Annotated in this window: 15 protein-coding genes; 11 read left to right on the top strand and 4 right to left on the bottom strand. The window is 50.3% G+C overall.

Translation table 11 applies throughout. The features are described 5' to 3' along the window. Positions 1-148: 148 nt before the first annotated feature. Positions 149-970 carry an E2 domain-containing protein gene (locus tag OEU85_RS18645; protein ID WP_394805425.1) on the bottom strand — a complete coding sequence of 274 codons (822 nt, stop codon included), beginning with the start codon at positions 968-970 and terminating at the stop codon, positions 149-151. Continuing rightward, positions 967-2,571 carry an adenylate/guanylate cyclase domain-containing protein gene (locus OEU85_RS15760; RefSeq protein WP_262692474.1) on the bottom strand — a complete coding sequence of 535 codons (1,605 nt, stop codon included), beginning with the start codon at positions 2,569-2,571 and terminating at the stop codon, positions 967-969. The genes OEU85_RS18645 and OEU85_RS15760 overlap by 4 nt, the downstream gene beginning before the upstream one ends. Positions 2,572-2,706: 135 nt before the next feature. Between OEU85_RS15760 and OEU85_RS15755 the strand changes: the two genes are divergently transcribed. Together OEU85_RS15755 and OEU85_RS15750 are read left to right on the top strand one after the other, a co-directional pair. Then, a complete protein-coding gene (locus tag OEU85_RS15755; RefSeq protein WP_262692473.1) occupies positions 2,707-3,582 on the top strand; it encodes a WYL domain-containing protein in 876 nt (291 codons plus the stop codon). Between the two features lie 41 nt (positions 3,583-3,623). Continuing rightward, positions 3,624-4,451: a Crp/Fnr family transcriptional regulator gene (locus OEU85_RS15750; protein ID WP_162139649.1), complete on the top strand. Its 828-nt coding sequence runs from the start codon at positions 3,624-3,626 to the stop codon at positions 4,449-4,451. Positions 4,452-4,640: 189 nt separating this feature from the next. On the opposite strand, the gene OEU85_RS15745 is transcribed toward OEU85_RS15750, so the two are convergent. After that, on the bottom strand, positions 4,641-4,889 hold the full coding sequence (locus OEU85_RS15745) for a helix-turn-helix domain-containing protein (RefSeq protein WP_262692472.1): 249 nt from the start codon (positions 4,887-4,889) through the stop codon (positions 4,641-4,643). Positions 4,890-6,483: 1,594 nt separating this feature from the next. Between OEU85_RS15745 and OEU85_RS15740 the strand changes: the two genes are divergently transcribed. The 9 genes from OEU85_RS15740 to OEU85_RS15700 all read left to right on the top strand — a co-directional run bounded on the left by OEU85_RS15740 (position 6,484) and on the right by OEU85_RS15700 (position 22,593). Beyond that, positions 6,484-7,080, top strand: a complete 597-nt coding sequence (locus OEU85_RS15740; RefSeq protein ID WP_262692471.1) for an SOS response-associated peptidase — start codon at positions 6,484-6,486, stop codon at positions 7,078-7,080. A 261-nt stretch (positions 7,081-7,341) separates the two neighbouring features. After that, positions 7,342-8,331 carry a ComEC/Rec2 family competence protein gene (locus OEU85_RS15735; protein ID WP_262692470.1) on the top strand — a complete coding sequence of 330 codons (990 nt, stop codon included), beginning with the start codon at positions 7,342-7,344 and terminating at the stop codon, positions 8,329-8,331. A 297-nt stretch (positions 8,332-8,628) separates the two neighbouring features. After that, entirely contained in the window at positions 8,629-10,044 is a 1,416-nt protein-coding gene (gene hxsB / locus OEU85_RS15730) for a His-Xaa-Ser system radical SAM maturase HxsB (RefSeq protein ID WP_262692469.1), read from the top strand. Next, a complete protein-coding gene (gene hxsC / locus OEU85_RS15725) occupies positions 10,037-11,122 on the top strand; it encodes a His-Xaa-Ser system radical SAM maturase HxsC (RefSeq protein ID WP_262692467.1) in 1,086 nt (361 codons plus the stop codon). The genes hxsB and hxsC overlap by 8 nt, the downstream gene beginning before the upstream one ends. Further along, entirely contained in the window at positions 11,119-11,913 is a 795-nt protein-coding gene (locus OEU85_RS15720) for a peptidoglycan-binding protein (RefSeq protein ID WP_262692466.1), read from the top strand. The genes hxsC and OEU85_RS15720 overlap by 4 nt, the downstream gene beginning before the upstream one ends. After that, entirely contained in the window at positions 11,888-12,283 is a 396-nt protein-coding gene (locus OEU85_RS15715; RefSeq protein WP_262692465.1) for a TIGR03982 family His-Xaa-Ser system protein, read from the top strand. The genes OEU85_RS15720 and OEU85_RS15715 overlap by 26 nt, the downstream gene beginning before the upstream one ends. After that, complete coding sequence (locus OEU85_RS15710) at positions 12,267-13,529, top strand: His-Xaa-Ser system-associated MauG-like protein (RefSeq protein ID WP_262692464.1); 1,263 nt, start codon at positions 12,267-12,269, stop codon at positions 13,527-13,529. The genes OEU85_RS15715 and OEU85_RS15710 overlap by 17 nt, the downstream gene beginning before the upstream one ends. Before the next feature lie 520 nt (positions 13,530-14,049). Next, positions 14,050-17,337, top strand: a complete 3,288-nt coding sequence (locus OEU85_RS15705) for a M23 family metallopeptidase (RefSeq protein ID WP_262692463.1) — start codon at positions 14,050-14,052, stop codon at positions 17,335-17,337. A 1,374-nt stretch (positions 17,338-18,711) separates the two neighbouring features. Beyond that, positions 18,712-22,593: a hypothetical protein gene (locus tag OEU85_RS15700; RefSeq protein ID WP_262692462.1), complete on the top strand. Its 3,882-nt coding sequence runs from the start codon at positions 18,712-18,714 to the stop codon at positions 22,591-22,593. 351 nt (positions 22,594-22,944) lie between these two features. Here OEU85_RS15700 and OEU85_RS15695 read toward each other — a convergent pair whose 3' ends face one another. Next, positions 22,945-25,305: a hypothetical protein gene (locus OEU85_RS15695; protein ID WP_317277433.1), complete on the bottom strand. Its 2,361-nt coding sequence runs from the start codon at positions 25,303-25,305 to the stop codon at positions 22,945-22,947. Positions 25,306-25,325 lie beyond the last annotated feature (20 nt).

The raw sequence follows: 25,325 nt of genomic DNA, 5'->3' as shown, positions 1-25,325 counted from the left end.
TTATGGATCATTGCAAGCGTGCGTGCCAGACAAAAGAACATAGGCGGAACATGTTGAGGTCCGTCCGATATTCAAGCTATTTCGATGATCTGAAATGCTGTTTTTGAAAGTGGTTATTACGAGTTTACAGGCATATCCGCTTATGGCTCTAGGAACGTTCTTCTCTTCCATTGTCTTCGTCCGCTAGCGGACAGTATGCCATGGTACCACAACAGCTGTAATTATCTTTCCTAAGTGACTTGGTAAACTCTATATCCAGCCGGCGGCGTTCGCTCTCAAGTATTATTAGCTGCTCGATGTCGGATCGGTGAGGACACGCGCGTCTGAGCTTGTGTCTATGTGACTTATAGCAATTGCCAGCGCATTTCTGGATACCACAACTATGCTTCTTAAATGGTGAGTGCAGTTGATGGCATTCCCGAGGGCACGGTGCGCGCCCGTTGACCAACTTCGAAGTTTTTTTCCTTAGTTTTGGCAGCTTTCCACCAAGCCACCCTTGGCGCCTGAAGATTCCCGAAAGAATTTCGTCGCGCCAACCCAGTCGATCAGCAATAGCCTCCATTTTCAGCTGTAATTCCGCAGCGCTTCCGTGGCTCAGCTGGGCAGTTATGGGCCACCTGCGGTGCTTATTGGCGTAATCCTGATTTACGAGGAAATCGCCCAAGGACTTCCACCAATCAACCGCTGGCTCCGGCCCCAGGATCGCAGCAGTTGAGCTGAGAAAGATGCAAAATGAACCCCCAGGATTGATGTGTCGTTCAGGGCAGCATTTCGGAAGCAATCGCTCACCTTCGCCTTCACGCACTGCCACTTTCCCCCCACTCGTTTCTGAAATCACCAGCGAATATTGCCGGGTGCTCGCCCCACTAGGCTTTGGCGGCGCAGCACGAAACGAAAGTCCTTTCTCACCTCGCTCTAGCGCAGAAACCCAAGGCGGTGCCGCATTCAGGAGAAATGAAATGGAGGTCATAAAATGTCGCTGTGCGCTCTCGACACATTTCCTGTATTTCGGGAAGGTGATGGAATATAGCTTGGCGCACTGATTTGCACCCCAAACGAACCCATGGCAGTTGCAATATCGTCGTATGTAAGATCTGAAGTCGAGCCATCACCATCAAATAGGTCCCGAACAGACGCTGGGATCAATAAACTCATCGCTGGGCCAACTCGCGTATCATTATGCCCACACTCACGTTGCATTTTTTCCGAGCGTGTTGTTGCGACGCTGGACGCCACCCGAACGGATCTTAAGCCTCGGATCCCTATTCGCGAGATCGGTGTCGCTCCGAACTCTAGGCCAATGGCTAGGCCGAGTGAGCTGAGTCCGGGCAAGGATGTTTGGCAAAGCTCGAAGGAAGAACGCAGCGCACCCGCACACTCTAGGCTTCGTTGCACACTAAGCTTGTCATCGGTAGTGGTACTGGAACCCTCCGCAAGCAGTGCATGGATGCAATCTCCAATAAAGCGTACCTTACGTCCACCAAAGTCTTGCTCAATTACATTTTGGAACTCTGCGCGAATTACATAAAGCGCCTTTACAGCCAATGCGATGCTGTCTTGGGCAATCGCATTATCTATATAAGCTGTATAGCCGGATAGATCCGCAAATACCGACGCCAGCGGCATCCGGATTGAGTTGCTCGGTGACAACTCGCCATAATCAATATTTTTCAGGGGAGGCGCTTTGTAATGGAACGCAAAGCGAGCGATCACTGGGTCTGGCACATCGCGATTGGCGATCTCCTCTCTCCATTTCTCGACTATATTATCAGTTGATGGGCCGCTGCGAGGTTGCGCCCTCAAACTTAAGTCGCGTTCTTGCTGACGAGTAAGTACCCGCGAAATATCAAGATCACTAAGGGGTTTTTTATGCTCTAGGGCGCCTAACTGCACTAAGCTCAGCCTTGCGCGTACCGCATCAGACACGAACACCCCGGGCTCGGTTCCCGCAGCCAGCTTTGCAGCATGATTGGCTGCGCTACCCAAGAACAACGGCTCCTGCTCGTTGCCAGTACCATTGTTGATGGCAACGCACGGGCCAACATCAATCCCGACCCGAATTCTTGCGTCGAATTCATTCCTCGCAAGTTGACGATTTGCTTGTTCGGCCACTTTTTGAAAACGGAGCACAAAGGATAAGGCTTCTGCGATCGCCTCCTCTGGGTTGCTGCCCCCATTTTCATCAATAACCACAGCATGCATGCGGCTACCATGAAAGTCTACGCGTTGGGCATCCGTGCCCTCTGTAGATCGATCACATGCACTATAATACAGGTGTAGAAATCTTAAGGCGCGGTCATGAGACGATGCGGTCTCGGATCCGCTTTCTAGCCGGAAATCGTCGTAATTGGTAATGCAGATATAAATCTGAATGGTTTGAACCAGCACCGCGCTACCCTTGGGAAGGTTATATAGTGGTGGCGCGACGGCCTTGCTCTCAGCTTGCAACATGGCTGCGCGAAGTTTGTAGTGAGGCAAATAGTCGTCCCTAAAATTCCGGACATCTACTGCAGGTGCCTCTCTTAGCAGCTTGTCAATGCGCCTTTGCGCTACGTCTTTACGCCAAAGCAACGTGGCCTCCTTGGTTTTGCTAGCGCATCAAGCCCCCCATCTATTCGCGCACCGATTCTTTTCTATCATGCTATTTTATAGTAGCATTGTATAAAATGTCAATATATCATTAATTGGATGTATTTGGGAGGCGTCATGAGCAGACTAGATGTAAGAGAGAATGTCCGACAACGGTTTGAGTTTATTGAGTTCCAATTGAAGTGGGAAGGTGGCGTCGGCCGGAAAAAGCTGCAGGATAAATTTTTGATTTCGCCTCAGCAGGCCACAAAAGATTTAACCGCCTATGCTGACACTTGCCCTAACAACATGGTCTACGACCCAAGGCGAAAGACATATATTCCTACTGAACGCTTCGAATCCTGTTTTGCCGAGGGCACGGCAGCAGAGTACCTTCACCATCTCGACATGATAAGCCGAAGGCATGTTTCAGTTGATGAGACCTGGATTAATGACGTTCCGACTTTTGAAGCGGTGAATATACCATCACGCGAAATCAGGACAGACACCCTCGAGACGATATTAACAGCCATAAGGAACAAAGCTGGTGTTCGTGGCCGCTATGTCTCAATGGCTTCGGACAATACAGAATTTCGTACGCTTTTTCCTCACGCCCTAGGGTGCGATGGCCATCGTTGGCACGTAAGAGCTTTTGACTTTGGAAACGCGCGATATTCAGACTTTGTGCTATCTCGGCTAATGGAAGTCGAATTAACAAAAGTTTTGGACAGGGAGCTTCCCGAGGACACTTCTTGGAATACTCATATCACGGTAATTCTTCGTCCAGATCCTAGTCTTCCCGCAGCAAAAGCACAACAACTGCAACTCGAGTATAATATGGAAGGTGGACAGCTTCACCTTTCGGTTAGACAGGCAATGCTATTTTACTATTTGAGAAACTTCGGATTTGACCCTCGCAAGGTGAAGGACGAGGTAATGAGAAACGAAAGCAGCTACATGCTAACGATTGAGAATATCGAGGAAATTGAGAAATGTATTGGGCGCAGAGGCTAGCTCGAAAATTCGGATTCGCAACATCCAGAACTCATGAGGGCATGTTCGATCGAGACCATGGCGCCGAGCAGCTCCTTCAAATTCTATGCAAGAATAGAGCGGTTGGCGGTGATGAAGCTATCGCAAATCAGCTGATAAAAATTGGAGAACTGGCCCATTTTCAGAAGGGCGAAAAGCTTATTTCTCAAGGGCACCACGATACAGACGTATATTTCTTGATCGCTGGTGAGGTCGATGTGTTCGTAAAGTCTAAGCGCATCACCATACGCTCTTCTCCTAACCAAGTTGGTGAGATGGCTGCAATGGACTCTGGTCACCCTCGGACCGCAGATGTCTTCGTCAGGTCGGCGGAATTAACCGTGCTTCGCGTCCCTGGCGCAAAATTCAAACAGTTGCTAGATCAGTACGACGGCTTCTGTAAACGCCTCAATGAGGAACGTTTTAGCCGACAACGAGAGCAACTTGCAGCCAAGGCTACTGCTGAGGCAAATAATTCCTGGCAGTGGCTAGCGGGGGGGCTAGTTATAGGCCTATTGAGCGGCGTCCTAGCTGGGTGGCTGATGCCGATAGATTGGTCACTCGAGGCAAGAGTACTTGGGTCAATTACTGCGGGATTGCTAACCTTTATCATTGTGTTGTTTCACAACCCCGCGTATGCGTATCGGCGCTCATTCAACACTGCACTTTGTGCGACTATTGTTTTTATTGGGACCGACAAGTTCGTGCGCTTTGACGTCGATCACGGTATTACCAAATTAAATGTCGTAATAGATGCTACCGGAGGGGACTGGGCTTCGAGCTTGGTGGTGACAGCGCCGATCGTGCTCTTCGGATTGATGTGCGCCTATATGGACAGGCATATTAACTAGCGGCAAATGCACTTTTACCCATTTGAAACAGGACATCGGGAACAGAGCAGAACTCGCCCGGCGACCGATCACATGGCCTTCAGCCCGCTTTTTACTGGGAGCGGCCTGACGCCTCCACACCGACTACTCCAAATCGAGACATGCGGCATAAGGGTGCAATAATTAACCACCATGATAGGTTGAATTCACCTAGTCGAGAACCGCATCGATCATACGAAGTATTTTATCTGGGTTAAAGCCGACTACTCTGGCCATGCGCACAAACTCAACAACATCAAGTCGGCGTTCCCCTGCTTCAACCTTCGAGATGTCAGCTTGCCTCCACCCCATTCCTTCCGCAACGCTTAGCTGAGATAGCCCTGCTTGAACACGAGCCGCCTTCAGGAGCTTTTGCAACTCCATCTGAGCAGGCGAGCGTAACGTCTTGGTGCGGGACATTGGGCATTGGCTCCTTTCCCACACCTACTAATCGATATTGCGTTGTATTCGATTTTCGAATATTCTTACCTTATGACACGATACGATATGGCCACCGACCAGCGACAAACCGCTAATGCAATCAAGGACGCACTCCGGGTTTTGATTGAAACAGCACTTGTCAAAAACGGAACCTCGCAGGCGAATTGCATCCTTGCCGCATTCGTGGAGGTAAGCGCTGAGCTGGGTTTGAGTTGCGTTGGAAAAGCGCCAACATTGCGTGTGTTTCGCGAAGCCACGCGTCACATTCAGCACTACAAGGCACCGTCGCGACCAAGCACCCATTGAGTGGTTCGAACGCTATGACATATACACTTAGGCGGGTTGCAGATGGGGCAGGCGATATTGGCGCTGTGTCGAAATTGCTGAAACGCGGTCCCGATGGCTCTACTCTTTCTAAGCACGGGCGACCAGAACTCGGATTTTGTGTTCTTGTGGGCGCTCAAAATGCGCGGACCTATCAGGTCCAAGATTATTGGATAACCACCCCTGTGGTGGAAATAATCGAGGATCGTGGAAATTACGTCCGATTTCGGACTGACAACTCGGTCTATGAATGGACCTGTGGCGTGGGCGATAATTAGTGCGCAAAGGACCGTTAACGTCTACTGAGGGGCGGCTGGTTTTCATAGATTTTGAGGCCTCCAGTCTGTCTCGTCATAGCTGGCCTATTGAACTAGGGTGGGCAGTTGTCGAAAGTGGAGGTGAATATCTCTCAAAGTCTCGCTTGATAAAGCCGGCACCAACATGGGACCTGACTGACTGGTCTTCAGCTTCGGAAGAGCTTCATGGCATTACATTGGCCATGCTTGTGCATGAAGGCCGGACCGCTGATGCAGTGTGGCAAGAATTTCAAAGTGACTTAACCGGAGTAGACACTCTCTTTTGTGACGCTCCCGCTTACGATGGGTTCTGGTACCGGCGCTTAGCGGATGCGGCCGGAGCGACCGATCAAGAACTTTCCGCCCGACATTTTGCCAATCTATTTTCGGACATGAACCGTGCATTAAGGGAGTGGGCGAAGGTACTGCGGCAAAGCACAGTACATCGCGCAGGGCCAGACGCACTGCAGCTTGCGCGCTTTTACCTTAGACACTCCGAACTGGCTGAGCACTTGCCACAGCTGACCACCAGCACTGTATGAAGTGGTGTTCGCAGGCATATCTTTATTTCCGAGAGAGAACCTCGCGCCAACGGTTCATATTATTTCGGAGAACCTTTTTCCGGCACACCTTCTTTCCAAATTTAAAATCAAGTGAGGCAACTCCGGTTAAGAAACAAACTTCATCCCCGATGACCACTGGATATTCGCGCAGTACTAGCCTGTGACAGAGGACCGGCGTCTTAATCGAGTATGCGCTTCATCTGAGACCTGCTTAAATTTGTACGGTGGTCGCTGCTCAAATGGCACCCGAAATCCAACGCCGCAGCTAACCTTTGTTGTTAGTAGCATCGAAAGGTTACTTATATCGTAATAACTGTATAGATTCATTTTGTTGTTCTTGATATGTTCTTATTTGTGATGAGGAGCCACCCAGACTGGCGACCGGGCGATATGAACCCGGGCGATCCTGTGCCCATTGTGGCGCTCCGGGACGGGGAGCGCCGCATCACCACAGCGCGCTGGTGTTTGGTGCCCAGTTTCGCGACTGAGCTCAAGAGCCGCTATAAAATGTTCAATGCCCGTGCGGACAATCTGATTGAGCAGTATCGCTGGTGGCAGAACCTGCCACCTTCGCTTAGCTCACATAAGGGATCAGCCTATCTTGCCCCGTTCAAGGAAGGGCGGCGCTGTCTGATGCCGGTCAATGGCTATTATGAGTTCAAGAACGGCAAACCCCATCTGTTCACGCTCACTGACCAGTGGATATTCTCGGTCGCGGGCCTGTGGGAGTGGGGCACGCCGGATTGGCCGAGAGGCTTGATTTCCTGCACCATGATCACCACGGAACCCAATGCCATTGCGGCGCCCATTCATGACCGCATGCCGGTGATCGTCAGGCCAGAAGATTATGATGTGTGGCTTGATCCCAAACGTGACATGGAAGAGGTGATTGCCTTGATGCGGCCCTATGACGGCGACAACTTTGCTGTTCGCGCGGTCGCGCCGCCCATGTCGCGCTACGACACCTTACAGCCCAGCATGTTCTGAGCACGTGACGTCCAAACCCTTCATGTCACCCAAACTATTTCTAGTTCGCGATTAAAGAGAGTTTTGCTACTATGCCGCCTTAGAGGGAGAAGGGGGCTAACGATGAACTCTCATGGTTTGCGGAATATTGTCCGTGGCTTGGCGCTGGCACTGAGCCTGTCGGCATGCCAATCACTAGTTCATGCTCAAGCCATTCAAGTTAGGCAAGTATCGAGCGCATCCGATTTATCGGCAACGCCGCCAGATACGGGGCACTACCGTTTGCATTTGATTGACGTTGGAACCGGGCTATCGGTGCTCGTTCAAGGCCACGACTGGAATCTGCTCTATGACGCAGGGTCTGCCGACGATAAGTCTGGCAACCAATCGAGTGGTCGCAGCAAAAGTCGGGTTATAGCCTACCTCTACGCGGCACTGGGGCCTTCTGGTGCAAAGAAATGCGTGCCAGACAGTGATCCCTGGCCGGTGGCAGACCTCCCGGAGCGCGGCATCGATCATATGGTTTTGTCACATCCCCATGACGACCATGGTTCACTGATGGACGACGTATTCGACTGCTATGCGGTCGCGAACATGTGGGACAGTGGTGCCATCAACGACACCGTGTTTTATGACCGTATTATCGAGCGGGTCGCTGCAGAGCAGGGGCTTGCTTACAACACCGCCGTTGCGCCACCCCAGCCGCCTCAGATCAAGGTCCGGAAAAACCATGACCTCTCCGGCCACACTTGGCGGCAATTTGCAGAGGGTGATGTCATCAAGCTTGATGACACGGCCAGCTTCACCATTCTCCACGCCAACGGTCATGCAGGTGGTGACTTCAATGAGAACTCAATTGTGATCCGCATGGATCTTGGATCAAAGTCGCTGCTTCTGGTCGGTGACGCAGAGTCAGGCCCGCGCGAGTTGCCGTCTGCGGCACTCGGCGATGTGGAAAAGCATCTTGTGGAGCATTACCCGTCGCTCATCGACGTGGATATCCTTCAGGTTGGCCACCATGGTAGCAAGACATCCTCGCGGGCTGAGTTTGTGCGCCATGTGTCGCCCGAGATTGCGCTGATTTCTGGAGGGCCGAAGAAGTATCAGACGGTTACTCTGCCGGATGCGGAGATTGTCTCGTTCTTGGAAGGTGAGGGAATTCAAGTGCTGCGAACGGATGTAAGCGATGGGACTGGCTGCGCCGTTACCAACCGTTTCGGAAGGGACGAGGACAGGCCGGGCGGTTGCGATAACTATGTGCTTGAGTGGTAGTGTTATGGGAATAAATGAAGCCACCGCATCGGAAGACCTGCCGCTCGTAATCATTGACTTACAGGGGCTAAATATGCCCGTCGCAGCCGCTCAAAGCGCATTGGTGAGGTTCGCTTATCTGTATCCGCAACATCAAGCAACCTTGGATCATGATATCGTTACCGTTGTGATAGGGAGCCAATCAGAGAGAAACGAAATTGCGAAAGAGGTAAATTACCTCCTGTATCGCGAGATGATACGGCTACGATATGAGGATCAGCGGGCGACACTTATTCAACATCTATATGGAAAACGCCGGTGATACCGCTGCGTTTCAAAGATACGAGCCGCGGCGATAGGGACCTGATCTTTGTCGACGACGGTGGGCAAAGCTTCCTAGCCAGTCAAAGCTTTCTGAACCGCTACGTCTTTCAGAACTTGAACGAAAATGATGTGGATTTTCTCCGCGCAGAGGGGTTTGCGGGATGCTCAAACACTGGCCAGCCGTCAGTGGCAAATGCATATCGCTTTGCCCAGCGCCATCATTTGCCAAACACGATAGACTATTTCATTCTCGTACCTACGCTTCGGTGCAATCTAGCTTGCAGTTATTGCCAGGTTTCCCGGGTCGCGGAGAACGCGCGAGGTTTCGACTGGACGGACCAGATTGCCGATGATGCGATCAAGTTGATTTGCACTACCGGTGCCCCGACAGTGAAGCTAGAATTTCAGGGAGGAGAACCCACACTTCGCCTCGACCTGATTAAACGCGTTATAGATTCAGTTGAAAAAACCGGTCGGAACGTAGAGGCGGTCATCTGCACGAACCTTGGCGAGCTTTCATCAGATTTGAGAACGCTCTTAGGCCGAGGCAATGTCTATATCAGCACTTCATTCGATGGCTCAGAGAAGAAGCACACAGTGCAACGCACGGGATCCGCTGAAGCAACGGCCCGTACGCTCAAAAACATCAAAGATGTGATTGAAAATTTCGGCCAATCCCGCGTTTCAGCATTGCCAACTATTGATGCCAATTCGCCTCCTGATCCGGATACGTTGATAGATGAATATCTCGCATTGGGGATGAACTCTATCTATCTCCGGCCCATCAACTTCCAGGGATTTGCCCGCAAAAAACATGACGCCGCTCGCACAGGTCAGGAGCGATGGTTCGACTATTACCTCGCCGTCGTCAGGCGCATGATCGAGCGAAATTTTCACGAAGGTAAAGCGCTGGAAGAATTCTACATGGCGCATTGCCTGCGCCGCATTTTCCGTCCACGCGCCAACGGCCATGCCGATCTGCGGAATCCAAACCCGCTGGGTTTGGATTATTTTGTCATCGATCATGACGGCCGCCTTTTTCCATCAGACGAGGCTCGGATGATTGATCGGACTGGCGATGTAGACATGTCGATTGGGGATGTTCACTCCGGGTTGGACGGATCGAAAGTGCTCGCTCTGTCGGAACTGGCTCTCAATGACTTCGACCCCGATTGCATTCACTGTGCGTATCAGCCGTTTTGCGGCAGCGATCCCATCGACAGCATTTCTCGCTACGGCCGCACAGACCAGCCTCGTCACGATCAATATTTTTGCCAGCAACAGACCATGATCTTCGACTTCCTTTTCGAGATGTTGGCGCAGCCAACTGCTGAACAAGCGTATACGCTCGCGCTTTGGCTCGGCCTGCCGGCAATACCGGATACGTTCCTGAAGGTACACCATGATTGAATTGCAGCTCCCACTTGAAGGAATCGACCCTTATGTACCGGATTTCGTGGTGCGTCTGGCTGGCCCTAACCATGAGCAGTTGAGCGATTTTGATGCGGCTTTGGTCGCGCAGGATAGTGCGTTGTCCATATATCGCTATAGGGAGCATCAATTTGTCATTCGACAACAGTCAGGCGAAGACATGTTAGGCGATGTCGTACTGGTTTCTCCGTCTTCAAAGACCGTTCATCGGTGGATCAGAGCTGGATCTCAACATAACACACTCCTTATAACCGAACGTTGCGACCAGTTGTGCATCATGTGTTCGCAGCCGCCAAAGAAAACGCATGTCGATCAGTTTGAGTATTTTCTGCAGGCCTGTTCTCTCGCACCAGCAAACAGCACCATCGGTTTATCCGGTGGCGAGCCAACCTTGTATAAGCAACAGCTCTTCGAACTCTTGCTTGCCATGCAGTCACACAGGCCCAGCCTAAAATTCCACGTCTTAACGAACGGCCAACATTTTGAGCCGTCCGACACCGCCACACTGGCTCAACTACGAAACGTCGTTTGGGGAATTCCACTATACGCACCTGATCCAGAGCTCCATGACAAGATAGTTGCCAAATCAGGCGCTTTCGCCCGGCTGATGGCGTCATTTGAGCTCTTGGGAGCCGCCGGTGCAGCAATCGAACTTCGCACTGTTTTGACCAAACATAATGGCGGCGTGTTGCCCAACCTTGCGCGGTTCGTGGTAGGCCACCTGCCATTTATCGACGTGTGGGCTATCATGCAACTGGAAGCAACGGGATTTGCCCGCCGGGCTTGGCGGGACCTTTTCTTCGACAATTCTGTCGACTTTGACCCCATCAAGGAGGCGATATTACATGTACAAACGTACGGACAGGACGTTGCCTTGTATAATTTTCCGCTTTGTACTGTGCCCTCATCATTCCGGGGCTATGCCGCCAGATCAATATCAGATTGGAAGAACCGATTTGCCAAAGCCTGTGATCTCTGCACTTTGAAAAATGACTGCTGCGGCTTTTTTGAATGGCACCCGGACGATCACACCTATCAGGAGATCCGAGCGATATGAAATCCACACGCTACAGAAAAACCTGGGCTATGCTAGGTATCGGTACGATTGGCACACATACAGCATCGACAGACGCCCCACAAGCCCTTCTGCTGGAAGATCCATCAGGCCAAGATCAGGAGCCAGTTCTGGCAGACGTCATGCGGCTGGACCATGTTTATACTCTGGCCATGCACCGGTCTCATTCCAGTCACCGTTCGCATTCTAGCCACCGGTCACATCGGTCGAGTTCTGGCGGATCTAGGCCCGTCTATACGCCACCTGCAGCGCCTTCCCGAAATGAGAATAGCACGCCGGACCAATCGGTACTGCCTTCCTCTCCCTACGTGGCCTTAAGACAGGAAAAGCAGGATTTCGAAGACCATATCGAAGTAGTGCAAAAGGTTCAGGCCCGGCTTTGGGTGGATAAGTTCTACACCGGAGATATAGACGGGCTTCCTGGTCCAGAAACGCAGGCAGCAATTGGCAAATTTGAAAAAGCCCACGGCTTGCCAGTTACGGGGCGTATAACGGAAAAGCTGCTACGCGCCATGGACATCCGGCTGTCCCTGATATTCGACAAAGGAGGATATCTTAAGCAACTACCCGGCAACTCCGCAAAATTTAGGCACATTGTACAAGAAGTCCAGGTCGTCCTGTTTTTGTATGGCTACTACAAGGGAGTCATCGACGGGGTGTTGGGAGTCCAAACACAGGCAGCCATTAAGCAGTTCCAAGAGGATTTTGACATCATACCGTCAGGTATACTTGATAGCAGGACACTAGATGCACTTCGTATCCGCGCATCCTAAGTCTGCCGCTGCTGCATTTCTGGCGCTTGGCATTGCCCTTGGTGTGGGCGTGCAGCCAGCCTACCGAATACTGCTGAGTGGCGTTACGCAAGATACATACTCAAAGCTTATGTATGATTGCGATCACTCCATGCGCACTCACTTGGTTGCCAAACTCGCTTTTGCTGAAAATGCGTCCGATCAGAAACTCGAGAAGCTGCGCGCTGCAGAGGTCGGCCTATTGAGCTGTCAAGACTACGACCTCTATCAAAAGCGACTGATGCAGTTCGGGCTCAATGCGGAAGACCTATCACGCATGCGCCTTGTCGCCTTCGAGGAACGGGGCCAGGACCTTCTTGATGTGGTGAAAGAACATGAATTTCGGTACTAGGGTCAGAGTTATAGCCTCGTTGGTCGTGTTCTGTTCATACGACAACCATGCAAGCCAGGACACACTCCGGGAGCGCATATTAAAGGACCGCGCAATCGAGTCAGGGCTCACCCCAGTAGAAGCTCTCACGCCAGCGGTCGATCCCGGACTCGCTGCGGCTGGTCAAAAACTGTTTGAAGCAGAGTATCTCAGCCTGAATTCGAAAGTTTCCTGCCGCAGTTGCCATCTTCCGCAGTTTTCATCGGCCGATGGACTGCCCAATGCTATTGGCGTCAGGGGCCAAGGGGAAGGCATTTCTCGGCTGACGAGCGGGGGAGCTATTGTTCCCAGAAACACATTGCCATTGTGGGGGCGCGGTAGTGTTGGCTTCGATACATTCTTTTGGGATGGCAAAGTTGAGAGAAAGACATCGTCGGGCGTCATTGTCAGTCAGTTTGGCACTGTGTCTCCATCTGACGATCCGTTAGTTGTTGCCGTTCACTTGCCACCCGTCGAGTTCAGAGAAATGCTCGATGATCTACAGGCTGACGTCCTGGCTTATGAAACAGAGACTACCGAGAGTGCCGAGGCAATCTACCAACTTTTGGCAGGGAGAATTCGGGAGGACAAATCCGTTGCAAAAGAGTTAGCCCACAGCCTGAACAAGGACCCAGAAGAGCTGAGCTTTGAAGACGCCGCCATGGCAATTGCTGCCTTTATCAGGGCGGAATTCCGCATTCGAGAAACAGACTTCCATCGTTTTGTATTCGGGCAGGGAGAGCTTTCAGAAGATGCAATTGCTGGCGGCCTTATTTTCTACGGAAAAGGCCAGTGTTCAATGTGCCACAACGGCCCCTTCTTTTCAGATCTAGATTTCCATGCGATACCAACGCCTCAGTTAGGGTTTGGTAAGAACGGGTTCGGCGTAGACTATGGACGATACAACGTCACCTTTGCACCAGCCGATAGGTATAAGTTCCGAACGCCTCCCCTGTATAACGTCCAACACACAGCGCCCTATACTCACTCCGGCTCGCTTCCACTTTTGCAAGAAGTAATTGCGGCGCACCTTGATCCATTGGTGCTACAGCAAACGCAAAACATGAATTCTGGTGCACGACAGGAATTCTACGGGCGCCTTCTTGCCTGGTCTGACGAAGCTCTTGAACCGATCACTCTGTCAGATGAAGAAATTATAGATCTTGTTGCCTTTCTTAAGTCGTTGAGTTTTTGTGAACCTGTATCAACGAACTTTTGTGGAGAATAGGTTTGGCGGCCAAGCCTATTCTTAAGCGCATCCTTTGACTGGTCACTGCCAAACACATCCCTTTGCCAAACTGTATCCCCTCATGGAAGCATCTTGCTGAAACTGCCGACACGTTGCACGGCGGACAACCTGGGCTGTCGCTCCGTTTATCACCTAGGACGAGCCCCTTGGATTACCAAAGCGACGTCCTCACCAATAGTAGCAAAGGAACACAATTAAATAGAAAAATAACAGCTTAAGTGGCATAATTGTTTTGCGGAGCACCGCCATGCACTCCTTCTAGTAGAAAAACTTTGTTGCTATTAAGGGGCGCACTCAAGATGACGGCCACCAGAGTGTCTCCGAGTATGTCATCTGGGGAGTTCATGCAGTTGGGACAGGCTTATAATGTCTCGAGCTCTGAACATCCGTAGGCAGGGCTGATCGTCGACTTCAGAGAATAATCGTTCGTATCGAGGAGTAAGCAACTGCGGCCGTTGGGAGGCCATTGCCACAACGACCAACAACGGGGGACTGCTTTATGAAATTCAGTGCCTTAATTTCCGCTGCGTTGCTTTGCATGGGTATGCAAGGCCAACCCAGTCATAATATGAAAGAAGCCTGCGAAGACTGGCTCTCTTACCAGTCTCCACCAATCGGTCCTCTGCATGTCGAAAAAAAATCAGATCGCTTTGTGGCTATTCGTGGTGAAGTCGGAGAATTTGGCACATCAAGAAACGGGAAGCCGCACACTGGCGTGGACCTATTTTGGCGGGCCATGTACCGGGATCAAGGAGCTTACGCAGTGCGAGCCGTCGCAGACGGTAGGATTGCCTATGCCCGGTATAATGGAGCTCCCGGCGTGAAGAGTAGCTACGGCAACTTGGTGCTTATAGATCATCAAAACGGCTGCTACACCGCCTACACACATCTTGCGGTTATCCAAGGCTCGAATGGTTATCAGACCAAAGTCTGGAAGGTCGGTGATCGGATTGCTGCCGGGAATGAAGTCGGATATGGCATTTTTTTTGGACCGGAGTTCAAGGGAGAAGTTGACGGTTTTACCATGTTTGCCAACCCTACCGGTAACGTGAGACGTTCGGTTAAAGGAGGTGCAAAGAACCCGACGTACTGCCGCATGGTTGAGGTCCACGTCCATTTTGAATTGCTCTTTCACGTCCCTGGCCGTTCCAGTACGGCTGAATATAAGAGTATATTCGGTGGTATGGAACGGTTCGGGGAACATGTAGCAGATCCTCAGAAGAAATTTCTGAATCGCTATTACGAGATTCAGCCAGTCGACCCCTCCCTGACCAATCCAAAGGGCTGCCCACCTCTCGAATGGGATGACTCTAATCCGCCTGACGCGCCCGGACCGCTCAAAAAAATGCTCGGGGGTGCTAAGACAACCGCCAGGGACGGGATCGAATCGCAGCCGCTGGCAACGGTACTAGTCCGCGACTTTTATGAACGGCCCACACTTGAGGAATTGCCTGGGGGCGGCATGCGGTCGGCGATTACCCTCAGCACCAGGCTGGGCGGCGCAAGTGTTAGTCTGTTGGCTGATCTGGCGCGCGCCTGTCGGATTAAAGGACACGGAGAGGCCTGTGCTACAGTCGTAAGTAAACTCAGCGATCCTGAATCCAGTGAGTTAAACATGGAGGACGCGTCAGTACGCAACCTGATGAAGATTGTCGACGAAGCCGCATTGAATGGGCTCAAGATCGGCGCACTTGAGAGCCTAATGAAGGACAAGAAGGCCAATAAGCTCCTTCACAGCTTGACTGCCGACGGCCAACTCGCATTCCTGGATCATATTGCCCGTGGCGATCTTGTGAGCCTTTTCACCGATGCACTTGCATCAGAGATCACGGCTCACGACCTTCAAGAGCAACTCCTTGAGACATTCATTCAATACGAGGCGACAGCATTGGGGCGGGTTGTGGACGTTGGTAAGGCCTTAATTGACAATAGCGAATCTTTCGAGCAGATACTGAAAAGCAATCACCAAGTCTTCTCCAAAGCCACCGACTTAGCTGCCCAAACCAGCGCCATGTTGACTATTTTAAAGGGTGAGGGCGTCCCGATTTCAGATGATGTCATGCATCAGGTTTCACAAGTCAACAGAGGGATTGAGCTGGCCAATGTCGTAGGTTTGGCTTTCTCCGGCGGTGTAAATCCAGTCATGGCGCTAAACGCGATTAGCATGGGCTCGAGCTTGTTCAGTGGCGGGGGGCTCGGTGGTGGTTCGTCCGAAAACACCGCAATGCTGGCAGCTTTGAGAGCTCTAAGCGAAAAGCTCGATAAGATCGATGAGAAGCTCGATAAAGTCCTAGAGAACCAAGAGGAAATTCTGGGCCGACTGGACGAACTCAAGGTCATGCTTGCCGCGTTCCGGGTTGACGTCGATGAACGGTTCAACGCTCTGGAACAAATGTTGGCCCTTATTCACAAAGATATTCGAGATCAGCAAAAAGTCGGCTTTGGCAATTGTATAGCGATCGTCCGGACAGGCGCCGAGATCGAAATGGAGGTGTCTGACCGAAGGCGGGAGCTGGCCAGCAAAAACACATCGGCGAGTGAGAAAGATTTAAATATCGATATTTTTCGGGAGCACCTTATTAAAAAGAAGATTTCCCGCAGAAGAATCGATGAGTGCCTTGATGTGATTGGGCGCATCTTCCAAGTCGCCAGCGAATCCACAGGCCTATCCGTCGCGCTAAGAGGCCCAGACTGGGCTGAACTTGAACTCCAAGAACGTCCGCAGGGCCATATGAGTTCGAAGGCTCGGGAGGTGATGGAAAGCCTCACAGATTCTTATTGCCTCATCTATATCGTTCAGTTCGAAACGGACTGCAACCGTGACATCATTCTCAGACAGTGGAGAAAGCAAGAGCGCTTCTTCGTAAAACTGGTTATGGCCCTAGGCTACCCTGCGGCGTCGTTCACCACTCTCGAAGAAAAGTATCGCTGGCTGACCGACAACGGCGCCCAACTAGACTTCAATGTCGAGGCATCCGGTCCTCCAAAACACAATAGCCGGAAGCGCAGAGAGCGTGATGCTCGCGTGCGCACGCTCATGCAGGAAGCCCGGCGTCCAGTCGACCTAGCTTATCTCCAGTTCGCTACTGGTACGGCCTTAGAGGTTGAGACCTTGCTTCGAGAGTATATCGGGATTGTGAAGCCTGATTATCAGGACGCCGAAAAAATTGATCCGACAAAAGAAAAGCTGACGGACATGATCGATGCTGCCTTGTTCGCAACTCAGATCGGTTTAGGCCAGGCAGTGCTAGCCGATGGCGATCTACTGCTGCCCTTCCTGTACCGTGCCCTTAACGAAGACACGGGGCCGCAGTGCGACGTGGCATTGCTCCAAAGGCTGGAGACCGCCTGCAAGCTCGAAACTGAGTCCAAAGCAAAGGGTCTTGCTCGCTATCTGCTGACCAAGAACAACATCCTCCGCGAAAATTTTGGTCGATTTCTGGTGGCCAGACGCCTGAATGAACTTGGGAAGCCCACCCAACTCTATCGCTGGGCCGTATATGTGCCTCAAACTGGCCATCCAGAGTCACAGCTAAAATCGCTGCTTCCTGACTGGCTTGACACGATCACGACCGATGAAGCGATGGTTAGAAAGTTTGATTGGAAGGTTAAGCTTTGGACCGAATGTAAACCGCTGGAAGTTCAATCAGACTCGGACTCTTGTTGGGTTGGACTGCCAACAGCGTACCATCTTGAAATGGGAAATTTTCGTTTTAGCGATCATACGCACAGATCACTCGACCAGTTCTGGATGCTATCGTCAGCGATTTCAAATAAAGGGAACTGAAAGGCAAATTCAATGACCCACGCTTCTAGATTGGTACCCACCGTACATCGTTCTAACGCAGGTTATCTACTTTCAGCCATACTGGGACTTGGGATATGTTACCTCAGTGTACCAGCCGGTGCCGAAGACCGACAGACCGTGCCCGCCGTCTGCAGCCCAGCGGCAGAGACACCAGCAGACGCAACGTCCAATCCGTACGCAACTTTCGAGCGCTGCATCGACCGCCAACCACCAACCTATCCACGGAACGAAGTAATAATACTCGAAATGGACAGAGGAGAGCAGTTTGTTGCATCTGGCCAGTTGCTTGGTTATTGGTTCGACTGCCCCGGGGCAGTGAAAAGGCATACTTGGAAGGCTCATCTGCAAAAACACCATCCTGCCGATTTGAGCGTCATTATAGGCGGGAGGGATGTAACCTTAAATCCAGGCTTCTCGCCAGAGGGCGGCGCCGGGGGCTGGACGGGGCATGTTACAATCTCTGTGAATCTTTGTGATGAAACTGAAGGCCAAATCTCAAGCCAGATAAATACAGTCAATATATATGGTGCTTCCGTGTACGAAGCGGCGAATTCCATTGGAACTTATGGCACAAATCCCATTTCGATCTTGGGTAGCTATGTAGAGCGTTCCCATAACGCCTTAGACGTTACTGGCGCGCCGGGTATTCGGTTAACTAGCACTAACTCGCTCAAAGCCTGTATGCAGTCATTTTCGGATGATCTGGAACAGAGACTGGCCTTGAGAATTGAGAGAATCTTTTGCCCGACGCTAGAACCGCGGATGGAGTGACCGCCGCACGGCACCTGAGCTAGCGAGATAAATAAACAGATGTCGGCTACGCCGCGAGCATAAAAATACAACGAAGTGTTTTGTATTAATTGGACACTTGAACTTGCTCGTGGATTGTTTGAATCGCGCCCGTGAGACCCTGCTAGCACTTAGCTATTTAAGCTTGCTGCACCCATTTACACGACGAGGACAAGGACCGCCATATGCCTCATTGTTTTGCCATCAGAAGAAAATTATAAGGTTGTTGTTTTAATACTAGGCGTTGTTCTTAGAAATATGAGAGTATTATGGTGCCTAGCAACTCGACGGTGGCTATAGGGGACAAGCCATTCTGAATAAGAGGAGAAAAATCAAAGAAGACACCATCAGGTAAAAAGCGCTTGCTTCACCAAATGCAAGCTGCCTAAGCTAAAACACAAATCTGAGACCAATCCTCATGATCAATGGAGGTAACTTGTCTCGAATGTTCTGTCGACGGACATATTATATCTAGAGTCATCTATTATTTAACTTAGTTATGGTAACCCAAATATCATGTGAGTTCTGGAAAGTAAGGCGTTCTGAATTTAAGGACCTTCTCCTGTGCGAAGCCAGTATCTATCGCTAAAGCTTTGCCTACTAGCCGCTATCCAGATTGCGTTAGCTTTGCCCGACCATGGGGCAGCTGCTGCGGAGGACTTTTTAGAAATTGCCTCTTCTTCGCCGAAGCGATTTCTTCACTTTTCGCGCCATCACCCCTCTTCCGGGACATTGCCAGAAGCCTTAACCGCCATTTGGTTAAACTCTAGTGGGACTGATGGCTGGGCCATGAGTAGTGGGTCAAATATTTTGCACTACGACGGTAAGATGTGGGAGCAACAGCAGCATCGTGATGGACTGGCAAGTTCATCCATATCAACAATGTGCCTGAGTGAATCCGGGAAAGCTGGTTGGGCTTTTCTTCACAATGGAGAGGTGCTTAGGTTCGATGGCAAAGCATGGAGATTTATACCACCTATCTCATACGAAAGAATTCCAAATGATGTTTGGCTAAACGCGGACGGCACTGAAGGTTGGGCTGTTGGTTCTAATGGCCTAGTTCTTCATCTGACTGGACAAACCTGGCGAGAATATCAACCCATAAGCGGACGAATGGGCTTCAACCTCAACGCTATATGGCTAAATGAAAAAGGCACCCAAGGATGGGCTGTCGGTGACTCCGGAACACTCTTACAGTTTAACGGGGAAGATTGGACAGCCAACCTTAGTATATCGAGCGATACTGATGTAAACCTAAAAGATATAGCAATGGACCCAAGTGGCTCGAAAGGATGGATAGTAACAGAAGAGGGTTTGATCATTGCCTTCAATGAAGGATCGATTGATTGGACCGCCTCCCCGATGTACATGACCTACTCCTTTACCTCAGTGTGGGTCGATGAAACGGGCGAACGGGCTTGGGCATCAGCCAACCACACAACTAACCCAAAATCTGCTGACTACCACCCATTTCCATCTGCCCCAAATGGGGTGATTTTGTATTTTAATGGCGAAAAGTGGTCTACCTATTTTGAAACGCCATACGCGATATTTGACTTGGCTTTTAGCTCCAGTTTCAATGAAGGATGGGCGGTCGGTGCCGAAGGAGCAATCTTCAAATTTAAAAACGATGAGTGGTCGAATGACTTTTTAACACAAGGACTACCACCAAACGACATCAACAGTGCCTGGCTAGACCGGGAAGGCAAGCAAGGCTGGGCCGTGGCCGACCTCGGGACTATATTGAGGCTCGAGGATGGTAAGTGGACAGAAGATTTAGAAGCTTCCCAACTTACCAAGGTTTCTCTCAATAAGCTTTGGATTAGCAAGCACGGCTCACTAGGTTGGGCTATTGGGAATAAAGGCACAATACTACATTTTTCTGATGGGGTATGGTCAGAAGCTGATTCAGCTTCCTTACTAACTGAGAGCAATCTTTTAGACCTGTGGTTGGATGAGCAAGGGACTTTCGGTTGGGCGACAGGGGAAAACGGTGTTTTCTTGCGGTACAACAATGGGAGTTGGGCACGAGACGAAACGGCCTCCAGTGTCACCAACTCAACTTTGACAGATATATGGTTAAGTGAATTAGGCTCTACAGGTTGGGCATTCGGGTTTCTTCAAGACAGTATAACCGGCGACTTCAACCCGGAGGTTTTGCACTTTTCGGGTAATCAGTGGACTAAGTATACAAACTCGGATCTCTCGCAACGTATATCGTTAGGAAATGTCATCTTTACGCCAGATGGCTCCGAAGGTTGGTCTATTGGAAATTCACTCTTTTATTACGATGGTAAGCGATGGGAACAGCGAAATGAAGTTGAGTACCCATACCAATATCTGCAAATAACTGCTGGTTGGCTAAACCAAGCGGAGACAGAAATTTGGGGTGTCGGCTGTGGCGGGCAATTATTACATTACTCAGACCATAAATGGGTAGCTGATAATTTCATGTTTAAGAACGGTGAGTCAGACCAGTTGACCATCTATAATCTTTCCTCAGCATACTACGATCTCTGCTTCTTTGACTTGAAAATGAATCAAAGCGAGACAGAGGGTTGGGCGTTAGGCTCCAAGGGTGAAGTACTAAAGATAACCTCCACAATGGTGTCTGCTCCAAGTTTGAGATCGACTTCAAACGATGAGATATCCGAACTCAGCGGAACATTTTTGCTAGAATTCGCGCATGATGTGATTGGCACGCCCAAGGTTGAGATATGGGATCCACAAGTTTATGGTCAGATCCTAGTTCAAAGCGATAGCTATCGCAGTATTGCCCCTCAAGGTACCTCCTCTCGCCTATTTGAACTACACTTTAAGGACCCATCAAAGTCGTTACTAAACCCAAAACGCAAGCTGCAACTATTGGTTACAGCCAACTTGGTTGGCCCGATGGGTGCAGTGGAGAGGTTCAAATTTATCAAGCATTTCACCTCAAATCCACTCAGCGAGCCTAGCCTCATAGGGCAGGTGATATCATTCTCACTTTATACAACTATAACCCTACTAGCTCTCAACACCGTTTTGGTATTCATGGCGACGCGCTATGCGTGGGCTCGCTATATAATTCTGCATAAGACTGGCGCCAAACTTGTTAGTCTATTCTTTGGAAAATGGGTAATAATTGATCCGCTAATTCATTTTATACCCAGTGTCAGACGTGCTTTGCTATCAGATTATCGCAAGAATCTGCCACAAAGCGCCGCTCTTAAAAAATGGCAAGAAAAAACATACATTACACCTGACATATTGATCGCAACTGGGCCTAAGAAGCCAGCTAACGAGCAACCCTGCCTCACCTGCCTGTCCTTATTGGACTACGTAAAAACCTGCGACCGGCAAGCTATATGGTGTGTTCAAGGCGTATCTGGCCTTGGGAAAACGGCGCTTCTAGAAAATCTCACTTTAGCCTCCTTAGAAGCAGGCTACACGCCATTTCTAATATCACTGGGAAATTCACTTCCGCCTGACAGAGAAATTTGTGCCTTGATGAATCACATTGGCCACTTGCCCCTAATCATAACACGTACAGAAGACCTCGAGCAGGCAAACGACATTCTTGCACAAGGGCGCTTTCTACTTTTAATGGATGGCCTTAATGAAGATCCAACTCCTGAAAACACTAAAGAATTCATTCGTAGAATGTCTTCAAAGAACAAGATAATCTTAACCTCACAGACAAAGCCGAAATGGGATGATCTTGATATAGCCTCTATTACACTCAAGCCCTTCGGGAAGGAACAGATCTCCCAAATTCTACCCACGGAATTTATCGAGGCCGTGGAGCGTGCTAAATATCTTGCCGACATTACCGCACTGCCGGAAACGGTCCAATTGCTAGCCCGTTACATTAAAGAACATCAGCAGCTGCCTCCCTCTTCGCTATCAATTTATGAAAGTTTATGTAGTACTGTTGCTAAGAATAATCTGTTCCTTAATCTCGAACACCTTGCATGGGAAAAATTCTGTAGTAACGAAAACTATTTCTATCCATCTAGTAAAATACCAGAAGATGAAATATGTTTACCATTGGTAGACAGCGGCTTATTGACTATAAGATACTATGGCAACTGCAAGGCCTACTTATTTTCTCATGAGCGAGAGCATCGCTATCTCGTTGCCCGTTTTCTGAGTCGGAAACTTCCCAATATAGTTTTTCTTGAGCTACATAAAGATATAGAGCTGAACTTTCCTCATTCATATTGGGCTGACGTATGTGAATTTCTGGGAATGATCATAGCACATGAGGTATGTACCCCCGAAGTTGATAGACGCTTCTACACGAAGTACCTCAGGCAAGTTGCTGATTTTAGCACAGCAATTTTTACCAAGAGATTATTTCCACAATATCAGCGATATTTAAATACTGGGTTGCTAGACCGTGACCCAAGCTTTGACGCTTGGGTCACAAAATACTTTGCGAAAACCGTTCAAAGCCTCCTATAGTTCAAAGACGCTTGGCGACGGGATAACGTTGCCCATCCTGACGCGTTCTAGCCAAATTGACATGCTCCCCTAGAATGTTCTCAAACTGATGTAGAGTCCGGCTCAATGAGGAGACGGACCCAATGAAACTCAGTCGGTTCAGCGAAAAGCAGATAATCGCGGTCCTGAAGGAACAGGAAGGCCATAGAACAAGCACGGACTATGGGATATGCATTTATAATTCCGGCTTGTTTGTCAGTTGATATTTTTAAGTTAGCGGTTTCCCACTAGCCTCCTGCTAACACGGAGGCTGGTATTGCAACTGAAATCGTTGAAAACGAAACCAGATGCATGGCATTAAACGAAGTGTGTTTAGGCATAGGCGTTTTCGAACGTAATTTCTTGCCAGTATTGGGCGTGCTGGTCGAACACATGATCCTCCGGCAGAAAAACCATGGTTGGCCTTGCGTTATCTGCTGCCTCGTCCCCGAGGCTAGCAAACATCCATAGGTCTTCGCCCATGGACTGGGGTGCCGCCTGGGGCGCAATACCCAGTAGCTCCCCAAATTCGACCGGCTGGCTGCCCGCATTAAAGGCACCGATCTTCGCATTAAAATTCGAAATGTAGGCCGCTATTTCCTCGCTGTCCGTATAGTTGTCATAAGTTGCCTGTTGGCCATAGTCGTCTAGGGTGATGCCGAAATCGCCATTCGTGAAACCTGTAATTGTCAGGTCCAGATAGACCTCGACTGGATCAAACGGAGAACTTCCTGGAATAGACCAGCCAACATAAACTTCTGGTCCCGGCCCCTCGTAGTAAGCGAGATCCGCGTTTGCCCAATAGCGCCCAGGGTCATTGTAATAGGGGTCGCCTCCATCATGTTCCCAAAGATTGATGCTGGGAAGAACCAGATCGAAGAACGTTAAATCATTTGGTGCGAAACGCATTGCGCTCGATATCGGGAGGTACTCGTCGTCCCACGGGCTGAATGCCATGGCCATTCCGCCAATCAAAGGCATGAGTTCGGTACTGGCTTGCAGACTGGTCGCTTCAGGATCACGGGTTACGTATATGGAAGTATCGCTAACATCGTCCAATCCGACGAGTTCTAATGCATCGTCCCGTGGCAGGATGATGATATGTTCGATGCCGCTAACGTTCACCACAGCGTCTTGGTCAGTATCATAGATGATAAGAATGTCTTCGCCGTCGCCGCCGTCGACAGTACAAGCCGAACCATTGAGTAATAACTGGTCATTTCCAGCCCCACCAAAAAGGTAATCCTCGCCGTCTCCGCCATCCAAGGTGTCGTCGCCATTCCCACCCAACAGCGTGTCGTTGCCCGTGCCGCCTGAGAGAGAGTCCGCGCCCATCCCGCCGATCAGGACATTGGCCCCTGCGTTGCCTGTGAGCGTATCGTTATAGTCGCTCCCTATAACATTTTCGATAGCTGCAAGGGTGTCCCCTTGTGCGATATCGCCGCTAGCGGTGCCGCCTGCCAAATCGACTGACACACCGCTATTGCTTTTCTTGTATGAAACGCTGTCCTCCCCGGCGCCTCCGTCCATCGAGTCATTACCGTCACCTCCAATCAGGAAATCGTTGCCTGCGCCTCCGAGTAACGTGTCATCCCCTCCGACGTTTGTGGCTGTGCTGCCGTGACGCTGATCAATATTGCCAAAAATCAGGTCATTCTGAGTGGTAGAAGTTCGGTCTACTGTATGAGCATCCACTTCAGCACTGCTGCCTGGTCGTTGGGGGCCTTGTTCTGGTGCGGCGACCCATACCCAGTCCACCTCTTGCGTAAGGCTTCCAGTATAGCCGGCGGTCGCTAAATCGGCGCTGTCTGAAGTTTCGAGCTCTGTGAACTCCGTTTTCAATAAATCGAAGACCTTGCGGTCCTCAAGTACATCTTCAAGTTCATCGACACCTTGATCGCGGCCGATAGCGGCGAGGTCCTGGTTTGCATTCAGCATTACGTTTTCGCCGTATGCTGCCTCATAGTCTTTTATCCACTGTTCATGTTTCGTGGCGACGCGGAATGCCAGCAATGCTTCGCCAACAGATGTGACATCAGCGGTGTCATCATCGAACAAGCCGAAAACTTCGCTCTCGACATACCGGCGTTTGCCAGCAACCTCGTCACCGTTCGAGCGGTAGCGAATCTCGTACCACGCCTCTGCACGGTCTGAATCGTTAAGAGCAGCTTCCAGTGAAGGGCCGAGAAGTGGGCTTGCTGTCGACTGATTGTAGGTTAGCGATAGAAGCGCAGCGCGTTCGTCAGAAACAGGGATATTCGCAAAAAAGGTATCGATATTATTTTCAAAGTCCTGCTCATCGACAACTTGAGGGAACAGGTTGGTTATCTCGGCTTGGGTGAGGGTAAATGTATCCCGATTGGCGTCACCTGCGTCAAGCGCGTCAGCCATCAGATTATTTACGTCGGTAAGGCTGACATTACCCTCCAAGATGTTCTTGATCTGAGTTGCAAAGTTCCGGTCTTCCTCAATCACGTCGCGTAGCGCAAGCGCATTAAATACCAGTTCGCGTATTGCGGATGCTCGCAGGTTGAAGCCAATTCCGATTGTGGGTATGCCGTCAGTATCCAGATATAGGTTCGATACTTTGCCTTCAAGTTGACCGATTAAATTGGTTGCAAACTCATTATACTCTCCATGATTGTTTTCAATGCCCCAATTGGTTGTACCTGTGGATGTGCGCCAGTTGATCATTGCCTGATATCCTTTGCTGC

It is taken from the genome of Kordiimonas aestuarii (genome assembly GCF_025574465.1).
Classification (GTDB): Bacteria; Pseudomonadota; Alphaproteobacteria; order Sphingomonadales; family Kordiimonadaceae; genus Kordiimonas; species Kordiimonas aestuarii.
This window is presented reverse-complemented; position numbering and strand designations above follow the sequence as displayed.

Coding starts and splice junctions, on each gene's coding strand:
- OEU85_RS18645 (WP_394805425.1), bottom strand. CDS start 970: ATGACCTCCATTTCATTTCTCCTGAATGCGGCACCGCCTTGGGTTTCT.
- OEU85_RS15755 (WP_262692473.1), top strand. CDS start 2,707: ATGAGCAGACTAGATGTAAGAGAGAATGTCCGACAACGGTTTGAGTTT.
- OEU85_RS15750 (WP_162139649.1), top strand. CDS start 3,624: ATGTTCGATCGAGACCATGGCGCCGAGCAGCTCCTTCAAATTCTATGC.
- OEU85_RS15745 (WP_262692472.1), bottom strand. CDS start 4,889: ATGTCCCGCACCAAGACGTTACGCTCGCCTGCTCAGATGGAGTTGCAA.
- OEU85_RS15740 (WP_262692471.1), top strand. CDS start 6,484: ATGAACCCGGGCGATCCTGTGCCCATTGTGGCGCTCCGGGACGGGGAG.
- hxsC (WP_262692467.1), top strand. CDS start 10,037: ATGATTGAATTGCAGCTCCCACTTGAAGGAATCGACCCTTATGTACCG.
- OEU85_RS15720 (WP_262692466.1), top strand. CDS start 11,119: ATGAAATCCACACGCTACAGAAAAACCTGGGCTATGCTAGGTATCGGT.
- OEU85_RS15715 (WP_262692465.1), top strand. CDS start 11,888: ATGCACTTCGTATCCGCGCATCCTAAGTCTGCCGCTGCTGCATTTCTG.
- OEU85_RS15710 (WP_262692464.1), top strand. CDS start 12,267: ATGAATTTCGGTACTAGGGTCAGAGTTATAGCCTCGTTGGTCGTGTTC.
- OEU85_RS15705 (WP_262692463.1), top strand. CDS start 14,050: ATGAAATTCAGTGCCTTAATTTCCGCTGCGTTGCTTTGCATGGGTATG.
- OEU85_RS15695 (WP_317277433.1), bottom strand. CDS start 25,305: ATGATCAACTGGCGCACATCCACAGGTACAACCAATTGGGGCATTGAA.